Annotated in this window: 13 protein-coding genes; all 13 read right to left on the minus strand. The window is 45.1% G+C overall.

What is annotated here, in order from left to right; genetic code table 11:
- Positions 1–4 precede the first annotated feature (4 nt).
- The 13 genes from fliF to sucC all read right to left on the minus strand — a co-directional run bounded on the left by fliF (position 5) and on the right by sucC (position 13,993).
- Positions 5–1,594 carry a flagellar basal-body MS-ring/collar protein FliF gene (gene fliF, locus C7R94_RS11465; RefSeq protein ID WP_106781056.1) on the minus strand — a complete coding sequence of 530 codons (1,590 nt, stop codon included), beginning with the start codon at positions 1,592–1,594 and terminating at the stop codon, positions 5–7.
- 30 nt (positions 1,595–1,624) lie between these two features.
- Positions 1,625–1,921, minus strand: a complete 297-nt coding sequence (fliE, locus tag C7R94_RS11470; protein ID WP_017249332.1) for a flagellar hook-basal body complex protein FliE — start codon at positions 1,919–1,921, stop codon at positions 1,625–1,627.
- Between the two features lie 18 nt (positions 1,922–1,939).
- On the minus strand, positions 1,940–2,398 hold the full coding sequence (gene flgC / locus C7R94_RS11475) for a flagellar basal body rod protein FlgC (RefSeq protein WP_047067924.1): 459 nt from the start codon (positions 2,396–2,398) through the stop codon (positions 1,940–1,942).
- A gap of 2 nt (positions 2,399–2,400) precedes the next feature.
- Positions 2,401–2,811: a flagellar basal body rod protein FlgB gene (gene flgB / locus C7R94_RS11480; RefSeq protein ID WP_106781058.1), complete on the minus strand. Its 411-nt coding sequence runs from the start codon at positions 2,809–2,811 to the stop codon at positions 2,401–2,403.
- Positions 2,812–3,185: 374 nt separating this feature from the next.
- A complete protein-coding gene (gene codY / locus C7R94_RS11485) occupies positions 3,186–3,965 on the minus strand; it encodes a GTP-sensing pleiotropic transcriptional regulator CodY (RefSeq protein WP_106781060.1) in 780 nt (259 codons plus the stop codon).
- A gap of 40 nt (positions 3,966–4,005) precedes the next feature.
- Positions 4,006–5,403, minus strand: a complete 1,398-nt coding sequence (gene hslU / locus C7R94_RS11490; RefSeq protein ID WP_304363575.1) for an ATP-dependent protease ATPase subunit HslU — start codon at positions 5,401–5,403, stop codon at positions 4,006–4,008.
- Positions 5,404–5,423: 20 nt separating this feature from the next.
- Entirely contained in the window at positions 5,424–5,966 is a 543-nt protein-coding gene (gene hslV / locus C7R94_RS11495; protein ID WP_015891764.1) for an ATP-dependent protease subunit HslV, read from the minus strand.
- 15 nt (positions 5,967–5,981) lie between these two features.
- Complete coding sequence (xerC, locus tag C7R94_RS11500) at positions 5,982–6,923, minus strand: tyrosine recombinase XerC (protein WP_106781062.1); 942 nt, start codon at positions 6,921–6,923, stop codon at positions 5,982–5,984.
- A gap of 61 nt (positions 6,924–6,984) precedes the next feature.
- Positions 6,985–8,298: an FADH(2)-oxidizing methylenetetrahydrofolate--tRNA-(uracil(54)-C(5))-methyltransferase TrmFO gene (gene trmFO / locus C7R94_RS11505; RefSeq protein ID WP_106781065.1), complete on the minus strand. Its 1,314-nt coding sequence runs from the start codon at positions 8,296–8,298 to the stop codon at positions 6,985–6,987.
- Between the two features lie 39 nt (positions 8,299–8,337).
- Positions 8,338–10,416, minus strand: coding sequence for a type I DNA topoisomerase (gene topA / locus C7R94_RS11510; RefSeq protein ID WP_106781068.1), 2,079 nt, complete (start codon positions 10,414–10,416; stop codon positions 8,338–8,340).
- 106 nt (positions 10,417–10,522) lie between these two features.
- Entirely contained in the window at positions 10,523–11,641 is a 1,119-nt protein-coding gene (gene dprA / locus C7R94_RS11515) for a DNA-processing protein DprA (RefSeq protein WP_106781070.1), read from the minus strand.
- Positions 11,642–11,776: 135 nt separating this feature from the next.
- Positions 11,777–12,679: a succinate--CoA ligase subunit alpha gene (gene sucD / locus C7R94_RS11520; RefSeq protein ID WP_015891769.1), complete on the minus strand. Its 903-nt coding sequence runs from the start codon at positions 12,677–12,679 to the stop codon at positions 11,777–11,779.
- Between the two features lie 153 nt (positions 12,680–12,832).
- Positions 12,833–13,993 (minus strand): ADP-forming succinate--CoA ligase subunit beta, encoded by a 1,161-nt coding sequence (sucC, locus tag C7R94_RS11525; RefSeq protein WP_106781072.1) that lies wholly within the window; start codon positions 13,991–13,993, stop codon positions 12,833–12,835.
- Between the last annotated feature and the right edge of the window lie 37 nt (positions 13,994–14,030).

A 14,030-nucleotide genomic window follows, 5' to 3' on the forward strand; every position in this document is an offset into this window, starting at 1 on the left:
CTCCTTAATCTTCTGCTAACCATGTACGAAGCAGAACAACAAACTCATCTGGTTTGCTTCGCGCCAATTTTTCAAGTTGCTTTCTGACCACTGCCTGGTCTCCATCTTCTTGGTAAATCAAGTCTGGTATTTCGGCCGCGTTTAACGGTGTCAGCAAGTCTGGGAATTCCTCTTCTTCTTGTTGTTGCTTCGCTTGACTGCGTCTGCGATAAACAAGGAAGGCAACAGCAGCAAGTGCCAAGACTGCAATACCACCAACTGTCCAAAGAACAGCAGGACTTAGTACACTAGAATCCTCAATCTCAGCTTTTCCTGAGAACTGACGAGGAAGTACAGAAATATGCTTGTCCAACTCAGCATCTGCTAAATCAGAAGCCTGATCACTTAAAGTGACACGAACAACATTGCGCAGCACTTGTTTAATGCTCTCGAGCGTAGCAGCATCCAACGTTCCACCAGTTGGCGGTTCTACCCCAACGTTGATTGTGATGTCTTCGATCTTGTACGGGCTTGATGTAACATTTCGTGTGATGCGATTTACTTCACGGTTAATCGTGTCATTCAACTCTTCGTATTGACTGTTACTTCCTTGTGGATTAGCTCCCGGGTAATTCGGAACTGCATTGTTATTGGTTCCTGCAATTCCCCCTGGAGGTTGACCTTGTCCAGAGAAAGCTTTTGATAATTTTTGAGAAGAAATGATAAGTCCTTCGTTATTCTCTTTGTCAGGTGCCTCAACGATGTTTTCTACGCGATTTTCCTTGTCAAAGTTCATTTTGATGAACGTATGGACAATGACTTTATCGCGTCCCATGATTGTACCCAACAAGTTGTACAGGTTTTGTTGAATTTTCTTTTCAACATCTGCTTTGATTGTTTCCTGTTGCTTAAAGCTACTCAATGTGCCTTCGTTTTCATTGCCTTCCGAACGTTCTAGCGGGTTCGAATACTGGTCTGTAATCGCAATCGCGTCCATTGGCAATTTTGGAACGCTTCGGGAAACAAGCAGATAAAGTGAGTTAATTTGCTTTTGATCAAGCGTTGTTCCAGGTTCAACATCGACGATAACGGAAGCTGTCGCTGTATCCGGGGTCTCCGTCACCCAAACGCTTTCCTGCGGCAACGTAATCATCACTTGTGCGGAGCGTACTCCTTTTACTCGTTCCAGCATCTTGCGTAGCTCTTGTTGCAAAGCTTCTTTCTTCATGACATCAAATTGGCGATCTGTCACTCCAAGGGTACTGGAGAAAATCTCTGCATTAATTCCTGCTTGACTCGGAATACCTTGTGCAGCCAAATCAACAATGACATCTTGTGCCATTTTTTCTGGAACCTCGATACTTGTACCATTCCCCGTGATACGATATGGGATTTGTGATGCTTCCAACTCTTGCTTGATCGTCCCGATTTCTTGTTCACTCAATCTTTGGTTGTAAAGTGGTTTGTACACCGGCTGAGAAGCGATGTATATGTATAGACCCAGAGAAATCAAGAGGAAGAGCGAAATACCGATAATCATCCATTTTTGTTTCTTGGAAAATTGGTTCCATTTTGATGTAAACCGGTCTTTGTATACTGCTAAACGTTCGTTCATGTTTCACCTCTCAAAGGATACCAACAACGATCAAATCGACATGCGCATGATTTCTTGATAAGACTCAATCATCTTGTTCCTGACCTGCATAGTCATTTGTAGCATAACGGAAGCTTTTTGACCTGCAACAGTCAATTGGTGCAAATCGGTAATTTCTCCCGCTGCAAACTTGTCGGCAAGATTCGACGATTCTACTTGCGCCTGATTCACTTTATTCATGGCATCCGATAGAAACGATGAGAATTCTTGGGAAACTTCAGCTGGGGTTGGCTTGTTCACACTCGGTGTACGAATTGGCGTTAGTTGGGAGATTGCACTCATTTCCATTCCTTACTGTCACCCGCTTTACTTGATTTCCAGTGCCTTTAGCATCATCGATTTGGAAGCGTTCAGTGCTGTCACGTTGGCTTCGTATGATCTTGATGCGGAGATCATGTCCACCATCTCTTTCATCGGGTCTACATTCGGCATCAAGAGATATCCGTCTTGATCTGCATCTGGATGAGATGGATCATATACTCGCTTAAAAGGAGTATTGTCTTCTTGAATCGCTGTGACCTTCACACCTTGTCCACCCCGACTTCCTGAGACCGTCCCCACGGCTGCTTGCAGGAAGTTATCAAATGTTCCATTTGTTTGAGGTGACAGCTCCACCATTTTCCTCCGATATGGCTGCCAGGCGCCATCTACGAAGTTTGCTCGAGTGGTTTCCGCATTCGCAATATTGGAAGCAATCGTATCCAATCGCAAGCGGTTAGCTGTTAAGGCAGAAGCACTTGTGTTAATTCCTTGAAACAAGCTCATCTTTATTTACCTCCACCCTCAATTACACTGCGTAGTTTTTGAAAATGTCCTGCTGTCAATTGCGTTAATCCGCTGTACCAAATTTGGTTTTTGGCCAATTCTGTTGTTTCTGTTTCCAAGTCAACATCATTGCCACTGTTCTGAATGAAGTTATTCGGATTGGACACAACCTGTGGTACTGCAACTCCTGCATTGCCAAACGGGAGGTGTCTTTGATTGGTACGATACGCTTCTAACTTGCCATTTCCCGCTCTTGCGTTCAACTCATCTTGCAAAAAGCTCTCGAAGATGACTTGTTGACTTTTGAATTGAGGGGTGTCTATGTTGGCAAGGTTGTTTGCGATCGTTCTATGTCGCAATGTTGCAGCGTCGAGTGATCTCTCCAGGACCTGCAGATGGTAACTATCCAGCATTTTTCCTTCTCCCCCAATATGAGTCAATTGTTTTCCCTAAAACCACCTATATTTCCTGTATTTTCGACACCCTAATACGATTCAATCATAGCAAAATCAATTTGGACAAAAAAGCCCCTTTTCATGACGTTTTTCAAAATGATTCAATGGGACTAAATCCCTTATCCTTCCTGTTTTTTTACTGCATTTTACAAGGAATCCATATTCAAACCATCACAAATGTCGAGGCATGCATAAAAAATCAATATATAATTTATGGTAATAATGTGTCGTTTTTTACTGCAACTAGGACTAAAGTCCCATGAGAAAAGGTGCAGCAACATGAGTTGCTACACCTTTTTGTTTACTTTCTTGTAACTTTTGACAAGATTATATTACGAGGTCTTGAGCTTCTCTAGCTCAGGCAGCAGCTTTTCATTCAGTACTTTAATGAAGGTACCTTTCATTCCCAAAGAACGGGATTCGATAACACCCGCACTCTCCAGCTTACGAAGTGCGTTTACAATGACAGAGCGAGTAATTCCTACGCGATCCGCGATTTTGGAGGCTACGAGCAGGCCTTCTTTGCCTTCGAGTTCTTCAAAAATATGTTCAACTGCTTCCAACTCGCTATAAGAGAGGGAACCAATTGCCATTTGTACAACCGCTTTGCTGCGTGCTTCCTCTTCGATTGCTTCAGAACGCTCACGCAAGATTTCCATGCCCACTACCGTTGCCCCTACTTCTGCAAGAATCAGATCGTCATCAACAAATTGATCGTTAATACGACCCAAAATCAGCGTACCAAGACGATCTCCTCCACCCATAATCGGAACAAGCGTCGTCCAACCTGTGCGGAATACTTCTTTCATTTCAACAGGGAAAATCGTGTATGGGCTATCTACATCCAGGTTCGCAGATGTTTCATCTACTTTCAGTAACCCCAGGCTGTACTCTTCTGGAAAACGACGCTCTTCCAGCATTTTGCGCATACGGCTGTTATCCATCTCTTGATGAATCGCAAAGCCGAGAAGTTTTCCTTTACGGCTTACAACATAAGTATTTGCTTCAATCACGTCGCTCAATACTTGGGACATTTCATTGAAGTTCACGGCATGACCCGCGGATTTTTGCAACATGCGGTTAATTCTTCTTGTTTTTGACAGTAGATCCATCTGTATTTCCTCCTAATTATATGTGCTGCCTATCCAATGTTTATAAAATATATTGACTCAAGTCTTTGTTCCCCGCGATTGTGCCTAATTTCTGATTAACATAATCAGGGGTAATCTGTACAACTTCTAGGTGGATTTCTGGGGCTTCAAAAGAGAGATCCTCCAGTAGCTTCTCCAATATGGTGTGCAATCTTCTAGCACCAATGTTATCTGTGCTCTGATTGACCTCAGCAGCGAGACGAGCGAGTTCCTGTATGGCTTCCGGTGTAAATTCAACACGCACACCTTCTGTTTCCAAGAGAGCCACATACTGCTTAAGCAATGCGTTTTTAGGCTCTGTTAAAATCCGGACAAAATCTTCAACGCGCAAGCTAGTCAGCTCTACCCGAATCGGAAAACGACCTTGCAATTCAGGAATTAAATCTGATGGTTTTGCCATGTGAAAAGCACCAGCTGCGATAAACAGAACATAATCTGTTTTGACAGGACCATACTTGGTCATGACAGTTGAGCCTTCCACAATCGGTAAAATATCACGCTGGACTCCTTCACGGGATACATCCGGGCCACGCCCATCCTTACCCGCAATCTTATCAATTTCGTCAATGAAGATAATCCCGTGTTGTTCAGCTCGACGAATAGACTCCTGCGTAACTTCGTCCATATCCACCAGTTTTTGCGCTTCCTGCTGAATTAATACCTTTCGCGCATCTTTTATTCGCAATTTTCGTTTCTTCATCCGCTTAGGCATCAGGCTACCGAGCATATCTTGCATTTGCATCCCCATTTGTTCTGTACCCGGAACCTGGAACATGTCAAACATCGAAGGTGATTGATCTTCGACTTCAATCTCAATCATTTGCTCTTCTAACTGGCCATTCGTCAATTGCCACATGACTTGTCTGCGTTGCTGCTGAATCGACACTTCTTCTTGATCAGAGGTATCCTGCTGCTGTTGCTGCTGTCCACCGAAGAACATCTCCAACGGATTTTTGAACGAGTTCGATTGTTTGCGAGATGGAACGAGTACATTCACAATCGCTTCATTCGCAAGCTTCTCGGCTTTCTCTTTCACCGACTCTACTTTTTCCTGTTTGACCGTACGGATAGAAGCTTCCACGAGATCACGTACCATCGATTCCACATCTCGTCCCACATAACCGACTTCCGTAAACTTTGTTGCTTCTACTTTAATAAAAGGAGCACCTGTCAGTTTTGCGATCCGCCGTGCAATTTCCGTTTTTCCAACACCAGTAGGCCCGATCATCAAGATGTTTTTTGGAACAACCTCTTCAATCATTTGCTCTGGCAAACGACTTCGACGATAGCGGTTGCGAAGCGCTACAGCAATAGCTTTCTTGGCTTGTGCCTGCCCGACAATGTATTTATCCAAATGCTCTACGATCTTACGCGGGGTTAATTGCTCAAGATTCAGCACAGTAGGTTCCTCCCTTTCGCTCAATTCAACTCATCCACAACAAGATTGTTGTTTGTGAACACGCAAATTTCAGCAGCGGTACGAAGCGATGCTTCCGCAATTTCACGTGCGCCGAGATGGGGCGCATATGTTTTCAATGCACGACCTGCTGCAAGGGCAAAGCTACCGCCAGAACCAATTGCAAGAATCCCGTCATCAGGCTCAATGATTTCGCCATTTCCGGAAATAAGCAGTAAATGCTCCTTATTGGCAACAATCATCATTGCTTCCAAGCGACGCAAAATTTTATCCATGCGCCACTCTTTCGCCAGCTCTACAGCAGCTCGCTGTAGATTGCCGTGATACTCCTCCAGCTTTCCTTCAAACTTCTCAAAAAGCGTAATGGCATCAGCAACAGAGCCAGCGAATCCTGCTAAAACTTCGCCGCGATATAGACGTCTTACTTTTTTGGCACCGTGCTTCATTACCATGCTGTTGCCAAAAGTAACCTGACCATCTCCGGCCATCGCTACAGACCCATTGTGCTGTACAGCAAATATGGTTGTTGCGTGAAACTGTTCCATCACTGATTCCTCCCGTTATGTCCGATTGGCGGAACCTGTATTGCCCGGGTTTGCTCGTGGGTGAGCGGTGTCATATACATGCCGAAGTCGCTCTTTGGTCACATGCGTGTACACCTGTGTCGTCGAAACATTGACGTGTCCCAGTAATTCTTGCACGGTACGCAGATCAGCGCCGCCATTCAACATATGGGTCGCAAACGTATGACGAAAGGTATGTGGTGAAACCCGCAATTGAAGAGCGTACGTATCTACGTATTTGTCTACAATCCGCCGAACACTGCGGTCGGATAACGGTTCTCCCCGATAATTAACCAGCAAATTGCCGTGTTCTACTTTTCCAGCCAACAGTTTTTCTCTTCCATATTCTAGGTATTGCCGAAGAACGTCGCAGGCATAACTACCAACCGGCACATACCGTTCTTTCGCTCCTTTTCCATAAACCAAGGCGACTCCCATGCTCGGATTCACATCATTCACAGATAAAGTGGTGAGCTCCGTAACACGCATGCCACTTGCATACAACAGTTCAAAAATCAGCCGATCGCGAATTCCCAATGGAGTGGTTGTATCAGGCAGATCGAAAAAAGCTTGAACTTCTTGCGGATATAAAAAGGAAGGAAGTTTCTTCTCCATTTTGGGAGTGGAGACTAGTTGAAATGGATTCTGTTCCAGTTGACCTTCACGCAACAGAAATCGGTACAAGCTACGCAAACTGGATAGTTTGCGGGCAATACTTCGCCGGGAAAGCCCCCTGCCAGCCAATTGCGCGAGAAAGGAGCGACCATGCAAATAAGAAACAGCAGCAAATACGGTGATTTGGTGCTGTTCCATAAAGGAGACAAATTCGCTGATATCTGCCACATACTGCTTCACCGTATGAGGAGAGGCGTTTTTTTCAACTCGCAAATAGCGGGTAAACATCTCAATATCCGCAGAAATTTGTTGCGAAATGTCCATACGGGATGCACCCTCCTCGAAGCACCTATATAGTAACACAGACGAAAATCGGATATCAATGTTAATTGTGTCGTTCTTGTGTAAAATTCTGAATTGTATCTAGCGCTCGCTCAGCGAGCTTTTCATTTTTCAAACGCTTGTCTCGGATTCTTTCTGGCCATTCGGGTACGAGCCCGAAATTTGCGTTCATTGGTTGGAAATGCTTTGGATCTGCCGTTGTAATATAACGAGCCATACTGCCCATAATTGTCTCTGGCGGCAGCTCGATCAATTCTTCCCCTTTTGCGAGTCGTGCCGCATTGATCCCCGCAAGCAAGCCAGAAGCTGCTGACTCTACATATCCTTCTACACCAGTCATTTGACCAGCAAAGAAAAGTGTTTCGCGATCTTTATACTGATACGTAGGCTTCAACAGTTTTGGCGAGTTGATAAAGGTGTTGCGGTGCATGACACCGTAACGAACGATCTCGCAGTTTTCCAACCCAGGAATGAGTGAAAAGACTCTTTTTTGATCCGGCCATTTCAGATGAGTCTGGAAGCCTACAATGTTATACAATGTCGCAGCACTATTGTCCTGACGAAGCTGTACAACTGCATAAGACTTTTTACCTGTTCGCGGATCAACCAGACCTACAGGCTTCATGGGACCAAATGTCATGGTTTTGTGCCCACGCTTTGCCAATACTTCAATCGGCATGCAGCCTTCGAAGAAGATTTCCTTTTCAAATTCCTTCAATGGAACAGTTTCCGCAGAGATCAACGCATCATAGAAGCGATTGAACTCCTCTTCTGTCATCGGGCAGTTCAGGTAGGCTGCTTCACCTTTATCATATCTGGAAGCAACGAATACCTTATTCATATCAATCGAGTCTTTCTCGATAATTGGTGCTGCTGCATCGTAAAAGTACAGATATTCTTCACCCGTCAGCTCTTTTAACTTTGTAGACAAAGCTGGAGAAGTAAGTGGGCCTGTCGCAATTACGACAATCCCATCAGGAATTTCAGTAATCTCTTCCGAAACGACCTCAACTAAAGGATGATTACGAACCGCATCTGTAACATGAGCAGCGAACTCGTGTCTGTCTACGGCAAGCGCGCCTCCAGCTGGAACCGCGCAACGATCTGCAGCATCGATAATGACAGAGTTCAGTCGACGCATTTCTTCCTTTAATACACCCACTGCATTTGTCAACGTGTTAGCACGCAATGAATTACTGCATACCAACTCTGCAAATTTATCTGTATGGTGCGCAGGGGTTTGTGTCTTCGGTCTCATTTCATACAGCCTTACTTTTACACCCGCCTGCGCGATTTGCCATGCTGCCTCACTACCAGCGAGACCAGCGCCCACTACTGTAATTGTTGGTTGTGACATGCTGTTAATCCTCCAAACTACAAAATCGAATCAGGCTGCTTAGGAGTCTGCCTCTTCTTGATAATCACACTTGGTGCAAACAATGCTAACTCCTTGCTTCTTGCGCTTTTTCTCCACGAGCATGCTGGAGCATTTTGGACAAGGTCTGGCAATCGGTTTGTCCCACGATACAAAATCGCATTCTGGATATTGATTGCAGCCGTAAAAAATACGACTCTTCTTAGATTTACGTTCGATAATCTCTCCGGTTTCACAGTGCGGACACTTTACCCCGATTTCTTTAACAATCGGCTTCGTATTCCGGCAATCCGGGAATCCGGAACAAGCTAAAAACTTACCAAATCGCCCAAGCTTATAAACCATCACACGGCCGCAAAGCTCACATGATTCATCCGATTCTTCGACTTTCAGCTCTACTTCTTTCATTTCTTCTTCTGCAACAACTACGCGTTTTGCAAAGTCTTGATAAAAATCGTCTAGGACCTGCACCCAGTTGGTGGTTCCTGCTTCGATATTATCCAAACCCGATTCCATATGCGCAGTGAATTCCACGTTTAGAATCTCCGGGAAAAACTCCTCGACAAGCGTGATCACAATCTCGCCCAGCTCAGTCGGGACAAAACGCTTCTCCTCTAACGCTACATAGCCCCGCTTTTGAATGGTCTCTAATGTAGGTGCGTAGGTAGACGGACGTCCAATTCCCATCTCTTCCATCGTTTTAAGCATGCGTGCTTCGGAGAATCGAGGCGGTGGCTGTGTAAAGTGCTGACTCGGCTCGATTTCTTTTTGTTCGAGAATTTGTCCTTCTTCAATGGGCGGCAGGAAGCTTTCTTCCTCTGCGCCATCATCGCTTCCTTCAATATATACCTTCATAAATCCAGGGAACTTCACTTTCGATCCTGTTGCTCTGAAGGTAACTCCACCTGCGTCGATATCTACGCTCATCGTATCAAGAACAGCTGATGACATTTGACTGGCAAGGAAACGCTCCCAGATTAATCGGTACAAGCGAAGCTGATCTCTCGACAAGTATTCCTTGATTTCATCTGGTGTACGCATCACACCTGTTGGGCGAATTGCTTCGTGAGCATCTTGAGCATTCTCGTTTTTCACTTGATTACGTGGCTCAGTTAATACATAGTCTGGCCCATATTTCTCAAGTATATATTCTCTTGCTTCGTTCTGTGCAGTTGCAGATAGGCGAGTAGAGTCTGTTCGCATATAGGTAATCAAACCAACTGCGCCCTCTTTATTGCCAACGTCAATCCCCTCATAGAGCTCTTGAGCAATGCGCATGGTCTTAGAAGTACGGAAGTTCAGCTTACGTGCTGCCTCTTGCTGTAAAGAACTCGTGATAAAAGGAGGTGCAGGATTGCGCTTACGTTCACGCTTGGTTACCTTTTGTACCACGTATGGTTTATTCTTCATTCGTTTCAATACCGCTGCTACATCATCTTCCGAATGAAGCTCGACCTTTTCGTCGCCATAACCATAGAACTTCGCGTTAATTTCTTTTCCGTCGCTGATCAATGTGCTCGCAATCGTCCAATACTCTTCCGGGATAAACTCTTGGATCTCCCGCTCACGATCCATGATAAGCTTTACCGCAACCGATTGAACACGTCCGGCACTCAAGCCCTTTCGAACCTTTTTCCATAAAATTGGACTGATATTGTATCCCACTAGTCTGTCTAGAATGCGACGAGCCTGTTGAGCATTTACTAAGTCCATGTTTATGTGTCGTGGATGCTTGAATGCTTCTTTGATGGCATCTTTGGTAATCTCATTAAATACCACACGAAGTGGCTGATTCAAATCGAGCCCCAAGTATTGTGCCAAATGCCAAGCAATTGCCTCCCCTTCGCGATCCGGGTCGGCTGCGAGATATACTTTTTTAACTTTTTTAGCGGCATCTTTTAAGCCTTTCAATACATCGCCTTTACCGCGAATGGTTATGTATTTGGGTTCAAAATTCCGCGTAACGTCTACACCCATCTGACTTTTTGGCAAATCGCGCACATGCCCGATAGACGCTTTCACGATATATTTACTTCCCAGGTATTTTCCAATGGTTTTGGCCTTCGTAGGGGATTCTACGATTACTAGCGTATCAGCCATTTTTTTCCTCCCCTTTTAGTAAGGAATCTTCCCTATTATTAAATACCCTCATCCGGTTTGTCAAACACTTGTGCCTCTAGGCATTGCCAAAAAGCTAGCGGATATGCTATCGCCGTGCAAAATAACCCCCAGGAAGTGCCACAATGGCCCCTTTTGCTTCCAGACGAATGACTAGCTGATGTAGCATCCTGCGTTGGTCTTTTTCTAAACTGCTCATTAACTCATCGAGATGAATCCCATCATAGGTTACGGCTTCCACAATCGCTTTTTCTTCATTAGATAAGGGAATAACCTCGGTTGGATTTCTTTTTTCGACCTGCTGTATCTGCTCAGCTTCTGGAAGACGATGTTTGATTTCCTCCCATATATCGCTACTGCACGTTACTAGCTTTGCACCTTGTTTGATCAAGTTATGCGGCCCCGCACTCATCAATGAAAAAATCGGACCAGGAATTGCAAAAACTTCCTTGCCCTGCTCAAGTGCGCAATCTGCCGTAATCAAGGACCCGCTTTTTTCTGCTGCTTCCACCACTAATACACCGATAGAAAGTCCACTTATGATGCGATTTCGCTCTGGAAACAATCCAGAAACAGGTGGAATATGAGGAGGATATTCGCTGAGGAGTAGGCCAAAAGATTCAATTTCGCGATAAAGTTCTCGATGTCGAGAAGGATAAACATGATTCATTCCGCAACCGAGCACCCCAATGGTCTTACCGCCTGCTTTCAAGGTAGCTTGGTGAGCCTCCGCATCAATTCCATACGCTACTCCTGAGACAATGACAAGACCTGCTTGTACCAGTTCTCGGACAAAAAAGCTACAGCTCGCTCTTCCATATGGTGTCGGTTTGCGCGAACCGACGACGCCAATCGACAATTTTTCCAATAATGTGTGATCGCCACGATAAAACAACGTCCATGGAGAATCGGGGATATTTCGGAGCGAAACAGGATATGCATCGTCAAAAGGACATAAGAAGCGCGTTCTCTCTTTTTCACGCTTTTCCAATAGTGCCATAGCTGAAGCTTCATTGCTTTGCTTATCAACCTGCCCAATGATCAAGGAAGTCAATCTGAGCTCACGTGCCAGTTCATGCCAATTTTCGATAGCAGTCTGAAAAGAACCTGTGATTTCAAAGATTTCTCGGATTTTCTTTCTTCCCAAGCCTGATATCATCGTTAACACATACACCCAGTCTCTCTCGTCGAGCTTTGCCTTTTCCACTCCAAAATCCTCCTTCATCCCGATCACAATTGTCACAGCGGACACCTTTTGAAAGCTATTCTATCGAAAGAAAGAGGTTGCTTCAAAAATAAAAAAGTGGACAAGCCTAAGCCTGTCCACTTCTTTCTTATCTGCTTACTTGCCCATTACTTTCTCGAGCATACCGCGCTCTTTCAGCAATTCAACAAGTGTTTCCCCGATTACTGCAGGTGTTTTCGCTACGCGAATACCGCATTCTTCGAGCTTCGCGATTTTCTCAGCAGCTGTACCTTTACCGCCGGAGATGATCGCACCAGCGTGGCCCATACGTTTTCCTTCAGGAGCAGTTTGTCCCCCGATGAAGCCTACGACTGGTTTTTTCATGTTAGCAGCGATCCACTCTGCTGCTTCTTCTTCCGCAGTACCACCGATTTCGCCCAGCATGATAACTGCTTCTGTGTCTGGATCTTCGTTAAACATTTTCAGTACATCGATGAACTCCATACCTTTTACTGGGTCTCCACCGATACCAACAGCTGTGGATTGACCAAGGCCGCGAGTAGACGTTTGGTGAACTGCTTCATAAGTCAAGGTACCGGAGCGAGATACGATACCCACTTTACCTGGAACGTGGATGTAACCAGGCATGATACCGATTTTGCACTCACCTGGAGTGATTACGCCAGGGCAGTTAGGACCTACGAGAAGGGTTTTCTTGCCTTCCATGTAGCGCTTAACTTTCACCATGTCCAGAACTGGGATACCTTCAGTAATGCAGATTACCAGATCCAGTTCAGCGTCAACTGCTTCCATGATCGCGTCAGCAGCGAAAGGAGGAGCAACGTAGATAACGGATGCAGTTGCACCTGTTGCTTCAACTGCTTCTTTTACTGTGTTGAAAATTGGAATACCGTCAACTTCGGTTCCACCTTTACCAGGTGTTACACCGCCCACCATTTGTGTACCGTATTCAACGGCTCCGCGAGTGTGGAACAGACCAGTTGCACCCGTAATCCCTTGCGTAATTACTTTTGTATTTTTATTAACGAGAATACTCATCGCGTAATTTTCCCACCTTTTTTAACGTGTAGGAATTTATAAGCACTAGCTTATAAATTTCCGGAGCGCATGAAAACTTTCCGAAGAGTCGCGGTCGCTCAAACTTGAGTTCGCCTCGATAGATGTTTTCTTAACGTATCTACTCGAAATATCTTACTTTACCAAGGATACGATTTTCTCAGCGCCATCCGCCATAGATTCTGCAGCTACGATGTTCAAACCGGACTCATTGAGGATTTTCTTACCCAAATCTACGTTTGTACCTTCGAGACGTACAACGAGAGGTTTGTCCAATTTGATTTGTTTTGCTGCATTCACTACGCCGTTTGCGATAACGTCACATTTCATGATGCCGCCGAAGATGTTAACGAAAATACCTTTTACTTTTTCGTCACGGAGAATAATTTTAAACGCTTCCGTTACTTTCTCTTCAGTAGCTCCGCCACCAACGTCAAGGAAGTTAGCTGGGTCTCCACCGTAGAATTTCACGATGTCCATTGTTGCCATCGCCAGACCTGCACCGTTTACCATGCAACCGATGTTACCATCAAGTGCGATGTAGGACAGATCGAACTTGGAAGCTTCGATTTCTTTCTCATCTTCTTCATCCAGATCGCGCAGAGCTACGATGTCAGGGTGACGATAGAGAGCATTGCTGTCGAAGTTCAGTTTCGCATCCAGTGCCATTACTTCACCGTCGCCAGTTACAACCAATGGGTTGATTTCAGCGATAGAAGCATCTTTATCAACAAAAGCTTGGTACAAGCTCATCATGAACTTAGCAGCTTTGTTAATCAATTCTTTAGGAATGTTGATTGCGTAAGCCAGGCGACGAGCTTGGAAGGCATTCAAACCTGTTACTGGATCAACTACTTCTTTAAAGATTTTTTCTGGAGTGTTTGCTGCTACTTCCTCGATGTCCATACCGCCCTCTTCGGAAGCCATCATTACAACACTTCCAGTAGCACGGTCAACTACTACACCAACGTAGTATTCTTTCTTGATGTCGCAGCCTTGCTCGATCAGAAGGCGCTTCACTTCTTTACCTTCTGGTCCTGTTTGATGAGTAACCAGTACTTTGCCAAGAATTTCGCTGGCATATGTACGAACTTCATCAAGGTTTTTTGCAACCTTTACCCCGCCAGCCTTACCACGGCCACCAGCGTGAATTTGCGCTTTTACTACGTTTACTTGGGTGCCCAGTTCTTTCGCTGCTTCAACAGCCTCTTCCACTGTGAAAGCTACGCGTCCTTCAGGAACTTTTACACCGTACTGCTTAAGTATCTCTTTACCTTGATACTCATGAATGTTCATTCTCCATCCTCCTATGGCAGATAAAGATCGGCAGGCT

The organism is Brevibacillus sp. NRRL NRS-603, from assembly GCF_003013445.1.
Lineage (GTDB): Bacteria > Bacillota > Bacilli > Brevibacillales > Brevibacillaceae > Brevibacillus > Brevibacillus formosus.

Coding starts and splice junctions, on each gene's coding strand:
- trmFO (WP_106781065.1), bottom strand. CDS start 8,298: ATGTCACAACCAACAATTACAGTAGTGGGCGCTGGTCTCGCTGGTAGT.
- fliE (WP_017249332.1), bottom strand. CDS start 1,921: ATGGAAATGAGTGCAATCTCCCAACTAACGCCAATTCGTACACCGAGT.
- sucC (WP_106781072.1), bottom strand. CDS start 13,993: ATGAACATTCATGAGTATCAAGGTAAAGAGATACTTAAGCAGTACGGT.
- hslV (WP_015891764.1), bottom strand. CDS start 5,966: ATGGAACAGTTTCACGCAACAACCATATTTGCTGTACAGCACAATGGG.
- xerC (WP_106781062.1), bottom strand. CDS start 6,923: ATGGACATTTCGCAACAAATTTCTGCGGATATTGAGATGTTTACCCGC.
- topA (WP_106781068.1), bottom strand. CDS start 10,416: ATGGCTGATACGCTAGTAATCGTAGAATCCCCTACGAAGGCCAAAACC.
- fliF (WP_106781056.1), bottom strand. CDS start 1,594: ATGAACGAACGTTTAGCAGTATACAAAGACCGGTTTACATCAAAATGG.
- flgB (WP_106781058.1), bottom strand. CDS start 2,811: ATGCTGGATAGTTACCATCTGCAGGTCCTGGAGAGATCACTCGACGCT.
- flgC (WP_047067924.1), bottom strand. CDS start 2,398: ATGAGCTTGTTTCAAGGAATTAACACAAGTGCTTCTGCCTTAACAGCT.
- codY (WP_106781060.1), bottom strand. CDS start 3,965: ATGGATCTACTGTCAAAAACAAGAAGAATTAACCGCATGTTGCAAAAA.
- sucD (WP_015891769.1), bottom strand. CDS start 12,679: ATGAGTATTCTCGTTAATAAAAATACAAAAGTAATTACGCAAGGGATT.